The following is a 12,211-nucleotide window of genomic DNA, read 5'->3' as shown; positions in this document are numbered from 1 at the left end:
GCTCTAGGACAAGTGAAGATATACCTGCGATACTCTGGCAAGATATAAAAGACGTCGATTTTTCCGAGGTATGTGAAGCTTTACACCTTAACGATGAAGCGAGATGGCAGTTGGTTTCGGCTCACTGCATAGAAAGTTATGACACATTGCAAGAGCCTGTACTTGCTAAAATACGTGCGGAACATGAAGCTAAGAATCTGAAGCGCGAATACGGTGCACGCCAGCGTGCGGCGATCTCTATGCCGATTTTGCACGCGAGGATAAACGAGATGAATGGGTGCTACCACTAGCGCGAGAGCTGCTAGACGACTTTGCATGGGCGCCAGGGTTAGTACGTGCCGTGATCAACAGCGACTGATCGTATTCAAGCGAGATATCGCCATGCGTTCTGAGCAACCCCAGTCGTAGCGCAAGAAGTGCCGCTTTAATGCTCGTCTGGGCGGGTGTATACGAGGTCAAGCCCTCGACTGTTACTCCAAGGGCGCCATCTCGGTATCGCTCAGGCAAAGGATGGTCTATGCGCTCGTACCATGCTTCACCGGCCGCATGTAGGCAAGCGCAGGCATCGAGCATTCCCTGGTTCTTCTTCACCAGGAAAGGCAGTGCCCAAAGGTCTCCCAGTGCCCGAGGGAGCTTTGAAGGCGCGGATCGGACACCCCATACCGAGACATTGGCCACGGCGTCTTGCAAGTAAGGTTGAAGCTGTTCGCCAAGTCGCTGGCCGTCTTCGAAGGCGCGTTCGTGCATTGAGGCGGAATGCGGTAACCGCGTTGTCAGCTAATTCCTTTGCCGCCCGTGTCCCTCGGTGCCTGCGCCAGGTGACCTCATGCAGGAAGGCGATGACGAAGAGCAGCGTGCTGGGAGTGGCTGCTTTGATCAGCGCGCTAGTGCAACGGTGCTCAAGATCGGCATACAGCGCCGGATCAAGGTACTTTGTCGACTCCCCGTAAAATTGATCCATCCATAGTTAGAGGTCTCCGGGCACACTAGCCACCAAGGAGACCAACGATGCGCAAGAGCAAGTTCACCGAGAGCCAGATTGTCGCCACGCTGAAGCAGGTGGACGGCGGCCGCCAGGTCAAAGATGTGTGCCGTGAGCTGGGCATTTCCGACGCGACGTACTACGTCTGGAAGTCCAAGTACGGTGGCATGGAGGCAGCTGACGTGCAGCGCCTTCGCGACCTGGAGACCGAGCACAGCAAGCTCAAGCGCATGTATGCCGAGCTCGCGATGGAAAACCATGCACTCAAGGATGTCATCGCAAAAAAGCTGTAGACCCGGCGCATAAGCGCCCGCTTCTTGCCTGGCTCATCGAGCAGCATGGCTGGAGCGAGCGCCGGGCCTGTTCGGTGGTTGGCGTGGCGCGCTCGACAGTGCGCTATCGGCGTCGTCCAGATCGGGATGAGGAGGTCATTGCGCTGTTGTCCGAATTGGCCGAACGCTTTCCCGAGCGTGGTTTTGGAAAGCTCTTTCAGATCATCCGCCGTCGCGGACATGTGTGGAATCACAAGAGGGTCTGGCGCGTGTATTGCTTGATGAAGCTCAATCAGCGTCGTCGCAGCAGGCGCCGGGTCCCGACGCGTCATCCACAACCGCTGACATGCGGAGCAGGCCCCAATGCAGGATGGTCGATCGACTTCATGTCCGATGCGCTGTGGGATGGTCGACGCTTCCGCACGTTCAATGTCATCGACGATTTCAGTCGGGAAGCCTTGGCGATCGAAGTGGACTTGAATCTTCCGGCCGCCCGCGTCATCCGCACCTTGGAGCGCATCGCAGCCTGGCGCGGCTACCCCGGCAAACTTCGCCTGGACAATGGCCCGGAGTTTGTCGCGTTGGCCTTGGCCGAGTGGGCCGAGCGCAAAGGTATCGCATTGGATTTCATCGAGCCGGGACGGCCGATGCAAAACGGTTTCATCGAACGCTTCAACGGCAGCTACCGGCGCGGCGTGCTGGACATGCACATCTTCCGCACGCTGAGCGAGGTTCGCGAACAGACCGAACACTGGCTGGCCGACTACAACCAGCAGATCCCGCACGACAGCCTGGGCGGGCTAACGCCCGCCGAGTTCCGCGATCAACATCAACCGCAGACCTCTAGTTTTGGCTGGCATTGAATTACGGGGAGTCGACACTATGAGGGAGGGGGGCGGCTTGCCAGCAGTAGTGCGCTGTTCTGGCGCGAACTAAAACAGCAACGCTTGCCTGGCGTGGGGACCGTCGTGGCCATGTCCAGCGTGGCCGGGTTCTTGGCATCGTTCTTCATTCACCTTCGTGGTGCAGACAGTGCGGAGCTGAAGATCACGTCGGAACTGCTTCAGAAGATTGATGTCATCTGAGGCCTCGGCGCCGGTGGGTTTTGTTGCCCATCTTCCAGAGCATTGGGAGAAAAACTCCCTTTATGGGGCATACGCGGCGATCGGCCGATTCAACCTGTGCCGCGCATACGACATTGCCAAACTCATCGAGCGGCCCTTACGCACGCTCCAACCGTATCGTCCGCCTTCGACCACCCACCTATTCGAATTCATGAATTGGGTGGCGCAACTGAAGGTGGCGAGTGACGAAATCACGCATCCGCTCCTTCGTCGCGTGATCGCCAAGGCGCGGCAAGACCTCACTGAAGTGCCCTTGGAATGGTATCGAGCTTCGGTCTCCTGGTGCCCCCAGTGCATGAAGCGGAATCATCACAAGGCGATCCATCAGCATCGCTCACTCTGGTTTTGCCCTGAGCATCACGTCCGCCTTGAACAGTTCTGCAACTATTGTGGCCAGCACAATGGCTATCGTGTCTTCTTTGATCGGGAGCCGCTGCGTTGCGGCGGATGCGGATGTCGTCTGGATGGCGTGGATGACGGCACCACATCGCAGCCCGCAGCACCTAAAGCATCCCCGGTCGAGGATCAACCGACCTGCCAGCTAGCTGAGCGGGTCTGGATTGCCGGCCTTCCACGGTCATCCGGACCGTCTAGTGCGTTGGGTATTTCGCCTCACGATGTCCGTATCTATGCGGCGGAGGAGATGCGCGCAGCAGAGCTTTCCCCGCAAAGCCGGGTGCTCAGCCAGTACTTCCGCCTCATCCCGCATTGGCAAATAGCCACGACCCATGTTCGTACCCACGAAGAAGCCATTTCTCGCGTTGCTGCGCAGGCGCACACCTTGGCGCAAAAGTCTGGCCATGCGTGTATGCAAGGCATGGCTGGTGGATCAGGCAAACATCAGCTTGCATGCCCCTGCAGCATCGGATTCTCCCTGTGGCTTTTGCGCACTCGGCGCGGGCAAAACAACAGCGCGCCTTGGTCGGACGATATCAATCTGTTGGCATATGAAAGTTCACATCTGGGCTTGTGTTTGTCGGTGAGTTGGCTAGCACACGTGCAGGCACAGCTTATGGGGAAGACCTCCGCCCATGAGATGATGCTAGCGTTCTGGGATCTTCCCTCAGAGACACAATCACCCGGCCCCCGTAGCGAGCACATCTCCGAGACGAGAGCCTTTGTCTCCCACATCTTTCAATGGTCTGCCGTCCACTGCTGTCATGTCAGTAATCAGGTGATGAGCCTGAGGGAGAGGTTGTCCACTGCGGGACGCCGATCATCGCATTATGTCCAAAGCGATGTGATCGCAGATGCGAGCTGGATCATGGATCAGATAGGTGTCGCTGCAAGGCGCTAACACCGCTTACCGGTGTGATGTATGGGCGGCTGTCCCGCCGCCCGCTCCAACACACGCGGCGATGCGGTTTGGAGATTGGGGACGAAGGAGTGGGCCAGCTTCGATGTCCCAGAACAGCCGCACCTTTCCGAAACGTTCCTCTCGCCAATCAACAGATATTTGATAGGCCGTCCCAGGGCCTTGGCCTCCTGAGCACCAACATACTGATTGAGATCAGGAAGTAGAGCGTTGCTGCCGACGACACGTCCAGGGGGGGCAGAATCCTGCCCCTCTAATGCGGTGCCGGCAACCACACGCATGAAACCTAACTCATGGCGTCGACAGCGCTTGATTAGCCAGAGAGGAAAGATTTCGTCCGCCCGGACCGCATCCCCTTCTGAGTGGATCTTCGTACTGGGAAGGTGGCAAATTTCCACGACTTAGTGACACCTACACGTCGAATCCTCCCATCGAAGAACGGTTGCCACTCGTCGTTTTAAGAAATACATCGCTTGGTTACAACTACTGTAGATCAATCTATCTGAGAAATTGGAAGTCGCGATAGCGATCTAGCTGCCTGCCTACCAACAACTTTGCGAGTTGATGCGTTGGTCGAATTCTGATTACCCTCATCCACAATCTGGCGAATTTAGCGATCTGCGTGTGTGCAGTAAGAAGCGGGGTGTGCAATCCGAAGCACTTTAGGTTGCAAAAACACACGGCAATGCTATTTACTGTCAATGCCTAGTTGAGAATACTAAGCAAGTTTAAAAAAATCGGATCCATTTAATTCAGGGTGAAGGAAAAGATGCGCGCGCTTAAAATGGAGGAAATGCATTTGGTGTCTGGTGGTGGCGCTTATACGACGCCCGGAAATAATAGTTACGCTACCGGCGCTAATTTATCTCAAGCTCAGAGCAATACAGCTGCTACCATTGTTGACTATGGATTGTCCCACGGGTTTCTTTTCAGTGACATTAAAATTGCAGTCAATCAAGCATTTTATGAAAGCTCTCTTGGCACGATGGAATCGAATCCTTCGAACTCATCAGTTCAGGGGCTCTACCAATATAATGCAGCCACTTGGAGCGACTTAGGCCATTCCGCGTTGAATCGCGCTAGTGATTCAGATCAAGTGGCAGCCATGTATTCGGACATAGTCGCATTTCATTCAAGATACAATAGTGGAATTGGTAGTGGCGCGATTCCTTCCACGCTGACTTTTGAAAATTATATTGAGGTAAAGCATCATCTTGGCAGTAATAGCACTGATTGGAATAGCGCGGTCATCAATGACTACCAAGGTAAGGTTACTATTCTCGGCTTGACGACTATCGTGCAAGGACCAGCACATGGTGGAGCTACTGGCGGTGGTAACGGTGGAGGCGGCGGTGGCGGATCTCCGGGCAGTAGTGGAAGTGCCGGCGGCAGTTCCGGCAGTGTGACAGTAGGTGGCCCAACTCCAGTCCATAAAGGCACGCCCTGAATTTCAGGCTGCTTCGCCGATACTCTCCAATAGCGCAATAATCATTGACAAAAGCGTCACAGGGATGTGACGTGAAGCGCTAACCAGTCTTGTTTCTATATCGTTGCGACGCATGGGTTGCTGCTGCCTTGGCTCAAAAGCGTTTATCGGCGTGCCAAAAGCTAGCCAGTCGATTTTGACTTGAAGCAACGTTGCTAATTTGTTCAGATGGGATGTCGATGGTAAAAAGCCTGATTGACGCTCCCAGTGGGCAACCGTTGACCGGCCTACCCCCAAGGCGTCGGCAAGATCACGCTGAGAATAACCAAGTTTAGTTCTGGTTGCCTTTATGCGGTTGGCGACAGCTGATCGATCTATCTCGGGCATACTTGTCATTTCATTATAATCAGTGCGATTAATTTTCATGCGAATTTTGGTCATTTGTATTTGTTCTATTATTTCAACTTATTTTTATATCTCAGATTAGCGTAAAGACCTGATTTTGCCATCTTGCACTAAAAAAATGCGGTCGGCGGAATCTAACGTTTCCTTCCTGTGCGCGATCTGGATAACCGTCATTTTAAGTGACCGAAGATTGCGAATGATGGAGGTCTCTCGCTCTTGGTCAAGGTGGCTGCTAGCTTCATCCAAGAGGAGGGCTTTTGGATTTCGATACAGCGCTCTAGCGAGCAATATCCTCTGTTTTTGCCCGCCCGATAGCGATGACCCCATGTCTCCGACCATGGTGCGATAACCCATCGGCATGCAGGATATATCGCCGTGGATGCAAGACAGACTTGCAACTTCTTCGATCATCGACTGATTTGGCTTCTCATCAAAAAAACTTATATTTTCTCCAAGGTTGCCTTGGAACAACACGTCGTCTTGCATAACGCAAGCAAGCTGGGCCCGGACTTCTGACGGTCCCATCTCTCGAATGGTCCGGCCATTGAACAGCACATCACCTTGTTGGGCTTCCGCTAATCCAAGAAGTAACTTTGCAAGGGTACTCTTTCCGCTACCTGACGGCCCGCAGATAGCCGTTGTAGAGGCGGCTGGAATGAGAAGGCTGGCGTCATAAAGGATCCACGGCTGGTTGTCGGAATATCGATAGCTGACGTTTCTAAACTCGATTTGAAGTTTTTCTTTGCCTAGCCTTGTAGGGACGGCTGGCTCTTTTTCGGGTTGAGCCAGAGCGATGTCTGCCACGCGCTCAGCTTGTGCACTCAGTAAAGAGAGTTGAGTTCCGTATTCCACCAAACTACTGAGTCGACCGACAAATAGATCTGCATATGATGCATAGGCTACGAGCATGCCTGCTGTGAAGTCTCCTTTAAAAACTAATACGGCTCCGATCGCTATCGCCCCAATTCGCGCCGTTGACAGCGTGACAGTACCCATTGCACTGTAAGCAGCAGTTGTCCTCTGTACGAGCGCGGATGCGCCAATTGAAGCTGCACTTCGATTGGCATATCGCGAAGCTTGCCAAGCGGTTTTGCCAAAGAGCTTTAACGTTTGAGATCCGCGAATAGATTCCAAGAGCAACGACTGACGTCTAGCCTCTTCAATCAAAGCGGATACCGTGTTTAGCTTCAGTCGGCTAAGGTAAGCCAATCGAACTGCAATATAAGTTGCCGACGCAAAAATAGTGAATAACGCTAGCTTGGGGCTGTATATGAATAGCATTATTCCCGTTGCGATCGACATGATGCCATCTAAAACTCCTGTTACAAGCTGGGTGCTTACGGCTTGCTGCATTGTATAGAGTGTGCTGAATCGTGAACTTATGTCTCCCAGTGACCGATTCTGAAAAAAAGTATGCGGTAGCCTGAGTAGGCGGGAGAAAAGTCCTGTGCTCCAGCCAATACTGATTTGACTACTAATCCAGACGATGGCCCAGCTTCGTATCAATGAAAAAACAACTTGAGTGATTGCAAGTATCACCATGGCCACCACCACCACCGGAAGAAGACCGCGATCTCCGTCCGCCAATACACGATCTACGACGATCTGGAATGCCTGAGGCGATGCAAGTGCTACCAGCTCCAATCCAAGTGAAAGCATGCCTAAATTCAATAGGGCCGATCGCAATCCGCGAACTGGGCCGAAAAGTGCAGTAAGCGATAATGGCTTTCTCTCTGTTCGTCGCTTGAGGTTCGGACCCTTAAGAAGCTCTACTGCAATTCCCGTAAAGTGCCTTCCTATCTGATCATTTCTAACGCTGACGCGACCCCTGGCTGGGTCAAGCAGCACAATGCTTGTACGGTGCACGCGTTCAAGCACGACATAGTGATCCATGTCCCAGTGAAGGATCGCCGGAAGTGTAAGTTGGCCAAGCTCTTCTAGCTCTAACCTGAGTGGGCGACATACCAATCCGTTGCGCTCAGCTGCGTTTGCTATGTCACTTACCGTCATGCCTTGGGCAAAGTTCCCAGCGGTTGTTCTCAACTCCTCTAAACTGACCTGATTCCCATGCTTGTGTAAGATCATTGAAAGGCATGCAAGCGCACATTCATTTGCCTCAGATTGGTAAACGATTTTCGTGGCACGTGACATCCATGCCCTCAGCAAAGAAGTCGGTGTGGTATCTAATGTGACTGCATGATCTTGCATGTTAGTTTTGGACAGATGCATGGAAAGCACTTATAGGCTCGAAAAGCCATGATGCAATGGAACGACGCTCAAGTAGGAGCTCTGCGTCAAGTTGCATGCCCGGATTTAGACGTTTAGAAGAACCCTCGACGTAGATTTTTTGATTTTCTAGTTTGGCTTTTGCTCTATAAAGCGGCTGGGGCGGAGGAGCTTGTCCTAACAAATCGGATACTTGTGATGGCAATACTGGAGTTTGGGAGATACTTTCTATGGATGCGTATTGAACGCCATATTTCTGATAGGGGAATGCAGCGTAGTGTAGAGCTACTCTGGTGCCTGGGTGGATGAATCCAATTGCGCTACTGGGAATAAAGACTTCTGCGATGATGGTGGACGGTTCTGGAACTAGTGTCAGGATGGCCTGTCCAGGGTTAATGGCTGCAGCTTGCTGGACAAGCAAGGTGCTTACCATTGAATCCTCTTCCGCTCTTACAATGATCTCTAAATCACTTTGATCTTGAGTTAGAGTGGCTTCTAGCCGTTCACGCTCACGCTGTAGCTCATTGGTTTTTATAAGAGATTCGGCATTTATGGAAGCAAGTCTTTGCTGTGCTTCTCTCTGTCCCTGTTCCATTTCTGCAAGCTGACGTTTAAGTGCAGAGACTTGGGTTTGAGAGTCTAGCAGTCCCGACTCGATTTCTTGGACCTGATACTCCGCTACATAGCCATCTTTTAGAAGAGGCTTTAATTTGCTCAGTGTCCTATTTTTTTGTGAGACGGCGGTAGACTGATAAGTAATTTGGTCTCTTAGGTTGGTTAGTTGAGTCTCAATAGAAGATATCTTCGTCTTGAGTTGGGTTTTTTCTGAATCCAAGTTTGCTTCAGTAGCTGAGATGCTGCTGTCAATCTGGGTTATCTGAGTTTTTATATGGCGCTGGGTTGAGGCGTGAACGCCTCCGTCTGTGGTCGTAATCTCTTCTGAGAGTCGAACAAGGGCATCGCCTTTTTTTACATGCTGCAGCTCATGAACGTATATCTTAGACACGCTGGAACTTCTTCTGGACAATACTCGAATCTCTCCATTGCTTGACACAAGATGGCCGGCTACCTGCTCGCGCCTTGAGTAACTGGCAAATGTTATAAATAGTCCTGCTCCTATACAAATGGCGAGCGCTGCCAATCCTGCGGCGTGGTGGGCTCTGGGTGTTTGTATGACAACCTGTCCACTATTCAAAACCGAAGCTTCCGCCGCTTCCTTACGAAAAAGTTCCATGGTCCAGTCAAGGTTGTGCTAAATGATTTATAAAAAGGGGACGCCTGTTATGGCATCCCCGCTATTTCTAGATGTTGCAAGCCGCTCGCTTAAAAAATCCTGGCGGGAGGTGATAGGATTCAGGTATTGCGTGGGTGACCAATTCGGCCAGTGCCGGAACAAAGATGTAGTCTGGCAAAGGGCGGTCGGTTCGGAGGTCGTCAGACATCTTCATTCTTTTGTCCCAGCCATAGATCTCCATGTCCCGGAGCTTGCGGGGGCCGTCTGGATCGGGGTGTTTCCAATCTGGAAGGGCGTAATTGGTTGTTGATATTAGACTGGCGTAATAGCCAGCGCCCTTGTCCACTAAAAACCAATAGTTGAGATTGTGCGTAGAATCTTTAATCTCTACGCCTACTTCACGTGGCTGACCATCTTTTTTGATGGACTCCAATTTCGCGTGGAGTGAGGGCTGGCTAGAGTAAACATAGTATGCGACGTCTTTGCTGCATTCTGCGGCGTGTACTGTTGCAGTCAGCGAGCAGGCTGCGGCAACAATGAAATGATATAAGTATTTCATCAAAATTCTCAAGTTTAAGAACGGGCAAATCTATCGCTCAATGTGTTTTGGAGGCCCAACGGTCACAGTTCCAGGGCCGGTTGTCCCGCCGCCGGCACCTCCGCCACCTGTGTTTGATCCGGACCCAGCGCTCCCCCCTGTTTCTGCACCGCCTCCACTGGTTCCATTGTTAGACACTGATGTAAAGCCAAGAACTGTGACTTTTCCGTGGTAATCATTGAGGACAGGTGATGACCAATTTGTGCTGTTACTGCCTAAGTGGTGCTTTATTTCAATGTAATCTTCTAGCAGTAACGACGTTGGAATAGATCCTGCTTGCCTTCCTGCTGCCCATCTGATTTCAAAGCTGCGGATATCAGAATACATTGCGGCTATCTGATCGTCAGTGCTTGACCTATTCAATGCAGAGTGTCCGAGGCTGTCCCAAGTAGTGGCATCGTATTGATACAAGCCCTGCACGTTCGGGTTCGATGGATTGCTCGTGATGGCCCCAAGCGAGCTTTCATAGAACGCTTGATTGACAGCTGTGCTTACCTCGTCGGGAAGCATGCGGTGGCTATAGCCGTAATCGACTATCTTACCTACCGTCGTAACTTGTGCGTCCGAGAGGTTGGCTGAGACATTGACTGTATTACCGCCGGGCGTACGGTAGGACTGTCCGCCAGCCACGCATTGCATTTCGTCCCTGTTGAGGAGGCGCATTGATTGGTACTCAATAAATAAAGAGAAATTGTCTTGGCAGCGGGGCTGCCTCCCTGGCATCGGCGACTTACAGCAACGGCGCCCACTCTCCAATCTTGATTGCCCAGCTCGCTTTGACTGTTTTTGATGGAAAAAGTTCATGGCAGCATCGATCCGCCATGTTCGGCAAAGTTTTGCCGCTGCCTCCTTCGGCGAGCCTGGAAACCTAGGGAGCAGGACGTAACTATGTGGCACCCGATACCTGACTTGCTTCACGACTGACCCACCCCCGGGCTCTAAACCCGACCGCTACTCAGGGCGGGGGGACGTCGCAGTCGTCAGGTGGGTGCGGACGGCGCGGAGGAACCGGAATGTACGTGGGTACATGCCGATTCCGAGCACCGGCCGCGCCCGCCTGACGGCTGCGCAGTAGTTTTGATAGCTGCTCTTAGTGGAGTTGCGGCGATTTGCTGATGGTTTGGGCATTCTTCCTGATAATCTTCCTCTACAGCATCGCTGGACTCAAGACTTTCCTCAGCATCGTCCGGAGTTACCAGCGGCGTCCGCTTCACGATCACGAAAGAAAGCGAAGATCCGCAATAAGGTAGCGAAGACTTCTAGGCGCAAGAATCGTCGAAAGTGAAGATCAGAGAAGGCGATTTGTTCTTTTCTGCATACACAGATGCCGCTTGCGTAGTTGAGGCGAACTGGTGAGCTACCGCTACGTGGAGCCATGCTACGCGTCAACCGGTTGCTTGACGCGGCCGAACTTGCGTCTGGACCACGACCAGCGGCAGTCAATCTTCTAGTAAACGAGCAGCGGGATTAGCCGTGGCGCCGCCCATCTGGAAGTACCCGACGACACTCGACACCGACCGGTGCTCGGTCAGCTGCATGATCGCCGGAAGTGACACGCCTTGGCGGCTAGCCTCGGTCACGAACCCCGAGCGCAGGCTGTGCCCGCCAAAATCTCCCTCCAGCCCGGCCAATCGCGCCCGCCGCTGTACGATCTCGCCTACCGCGGCCGGAGACAGGGCAGGGCCGACGCGCTGCTTCCACAGCCGTCGGAAGATCGCCCCTTCGGTGATCCCGGCTGCGTCCAGCCAGTCCTGCAACGCGAGGGCGGCCCGATCGAGCACCGGCTTGTCCGGGGTCGAGCTCGCGGTGACGCCGGCCTGCTGGGTTTTGCTGTGCTCCAGGCGATAGATGTAGCCCGCCTCGCCGATCCGGCGCAGGTCACGTAAGTCGGCGGCGGCGATCTCACTGCGCCGGCGCCCACCGCTGGCAAACCCGAAGCAGAGTAGGGCGCGATCCCGTATTCCTTCCAGGCTGTCGTCGCAGGTGGCCAGCAGGGCTTCCAGCTCGGGCAGGGTGATCGCGGTCTTCTTGCGCGGCCGCTCGCCGCGTTTGACTGCGGCTCGGGCGGCGCGGCTGAGCACGGTGCGGATCGCTGGCTGTTCGCAGGGATTGGTCACCTGTCTGAGCCTGTGCGCGGTGGACAGCACGGCGACCCGATGCCGCACGGTGGCCAAGGTCCAGGGCCCAAGCTTGGCCTTCAGGCCGGCCGCCACCAAGGCCTGGTCCACGATCGGCGGCAGCTCCCACGCCAGCTCACCGTCAGTCGAGCGGCGCTGCACGTGGTCGACCACAAACTGCAGCACGGTGGCTTCGGGCACCGGTAATGCGAGCTCGATGCCGTAGCGCGCCGCATGCCAGCCGGCCCAGTAGCGCAGGGCACTGGTGTAGCTGCGGGTGGTGTTCTCGGCCGCTGCTTCGGCCAGCAGCTCGCGCACCGCATCCGCCGCCTGTTGCGCCAGCTGTTCGGGCAGTACCAGCTGGTGGACGGTCTGGACGAGCGCGGCACTAGTGGAATTAGCATTCATAGTATGTAATGTACGCTACGAATAAGCGGACGTAGCCACGATAATCATCACTTATCGCGACTACGTCAACTGCGGGGCAGGGCGCCAGTACGGGAGACATTTTT

General features: G+C 53.8%; 8 protein-coding genes and 1 other RNA gene. 3 read left to right on the top strand and 6 right to left on the bottom strand.

Translation table 11 applies throughout. From position 1 onward, the window contains the following. Positions 1-1,008: 1,008 nt before the first annotated feature. The 3 genes from ACCQ01_RS12770 (at position 1,009) to ACCQ01_RS12760 (ending at position 5,140) form a co-directional block, all read left to right on the top strand. Positions 1,009-2,117 (top strand): IS3 family transposase gene (locus tag ACCQ01_RS12770; protein ID WP_322635046.1). Its coding sequence is split into 2 segments (ribosomal slippage): positions 1,009-1,270 and positions 1,270-2,117, totalling 1,110 coding nucleotides; the frame shifts between segments, so codons are not numbered across the junction. 211 nt (positions 2,118-2,328) lie between these two features. Further along, positions 2,329-3,675 (top strand): hypothetical protein, encoded by a 1,347-nt coding sequence (locus ACCQ01_RS12765; RefSeq protein WP_160954714.1) that lies wholly within the window; start codon positions 2,329-2,331, stop codon positions 3,673-3,675. A 775-nt stretch (positions 3,676-4,450) separates the two neighbouring features. Next, the gene (locus ACCQ01_RS12760) at positions 4,451-5,140 is read left to right on the top strand and encodes a hypothetical protein (protein WP_184429137.1); all 690 of its coding nucleotides are present in this window, start codon (positions 4,451-4,453) and stop codon (positions 5,138-5,140) included. A gap of 3 nt (positions 5,141-5,143) precedes the next feature. Here ACCQ01_RS12760 and ACCQ01_RS12755 read toward each other — a convergent pair whose 3' ends face one another. The 6 genes from ACCQ01_RS12755 to ACCQ01_RS12730 all read right to left on the bottom strand — a co-directional run bounded on the left by ACCQ01_RS12755 (position 5,144) and on the right by ACCQ01_RS12730 (position 12,107). Beyond that, the gene (locus ACCQ01_RS12755; RefSeq protein WP_228434292.1) at positions 5,144-5,560 is read right to left on the bottom strand and encodes a helix-turn-helix domain-containing protein; all 417 of its coding nucleotides are present in this window, start codon (positions 5,558-5,560) and stop codon (positions 5,144-5,146) included. Positions 5,561-5,602: 42 nt separating this feature from the next. Next, positions 5,603-7,753 (bottom strand): peptidase domain-containing ABC transporter, encoded by a 2,151-nt coding sequence (locus tag ACCQ01_RS12750; protein WP_160954711.1) that lies wholly within the window; start codon positions 7,751-7,753, stop codon positions 5,603-5,605. Then, on the bottom strand, positions 7,734-8,984 hold the full coding sequence (locus tag ACCQ01_RS12745) for an HlyD family secretion protein (protein ID WP_160954710.1): 1,251 nt from the start codon (positions 8,982-8,984) through the stop codon (positions 7,734-7,736). Before ACCQ01_RS12745 ends, ACCQ01_RS12750 begins: the two co-directional genes overlap by 20 nt. Positions 8,985-9,051: 67 nt before the next feature. After that, positions 9,052-9,543: a hypothetical protein gene (locus tag ACCQ01_RS12740; protein WP_160954709.1), complete on the bottom strand. Its 492-nt coding sequence runs from the start codon at positions 9,541-9,543 to the stop codon at positions 9,052-9,054. Positions 9,544-10,548: 1,005 nt separating this feature from the next. After that, positions 10,549-10,611: non-coding RNA, sX9 sRNA (locus ACCQ01_RS12735), on the bottom strand. A 410-nt stretch (positions 10,612-11,021) separates the two neighbouring features. Beyond that, on the bottom strand, positions 11,022-12,107 hold the full coding sequence (locus ACCQ01_RS12730) for a site-specific integrase (protein WP_228434290.1): 1,086 nt from the start codon (positions 12,105-12,107) through the stop codon (positions 11,022-11,024). Positions 12,108-12,211: the final 104 nt, after the last annotated feature.

Origin of the sequence: Xanthomonas sp. NCPPB 4037 (genome assembly GCF_041475695.2) — a bacterium.
Classification (GTDB): Bacteria; Pseudomonadota; Gammaproteobacteria; order Xanthomonadales; family Xanthomonadaceae; genus Xanthomonas; species Xanthomonas campestris.
This window is presented reverse-complemented; position numbering and strand designations above follow the sequence as displayed.

Bases quoted from the DNA above. Each gene is read 5' to 3' on its own strand.
- ACCQ01_RS12765 (WP_160954714.1), top strand. From the start codon at position 2,329: ATGTCATCTGAGGCCTCGGCGCCGGTGGGTTTTGTTGCCCATCTTCCA.
- ACCQ01_RS12755 (WP_228434292.1), bottom strand. From the start codon at position 5,560: ATGACCAAAATTCGCATGAAAATTAATCGCACTGATTATAATGAAATG.
- ACCQ01_RS12750 (WP_160954711.1), bottom strand. From the start codon at position 7,753: ATGCATCTGTCCAAAACTAACATGCAAGATCATGCAGTCACATTAGAT.
- ACCQ01_RS12745 (WP_160954710.1), bottom strand. From the start codon at position 8,984: ATGGAACTTTTTCGTAAGGAAGCGGCGGAAGCTTCGGTTTTGAATAGT.
- ACCQ01_RS12740 (WP_160954709.1), bottom strand. From the start codon at position 9,543: ATGAAATACTTATATCATTTCATTGTTGCCGCAGCCTGCTCGCTGACT.
- ACCQ01_RS12730 (WP_228434290.1), bottom strand. From the start codon at position 12,107: ATGAATGCTAATTCCACTAGTGCCGCGCTCGTCCAGACCGTCCACCAG.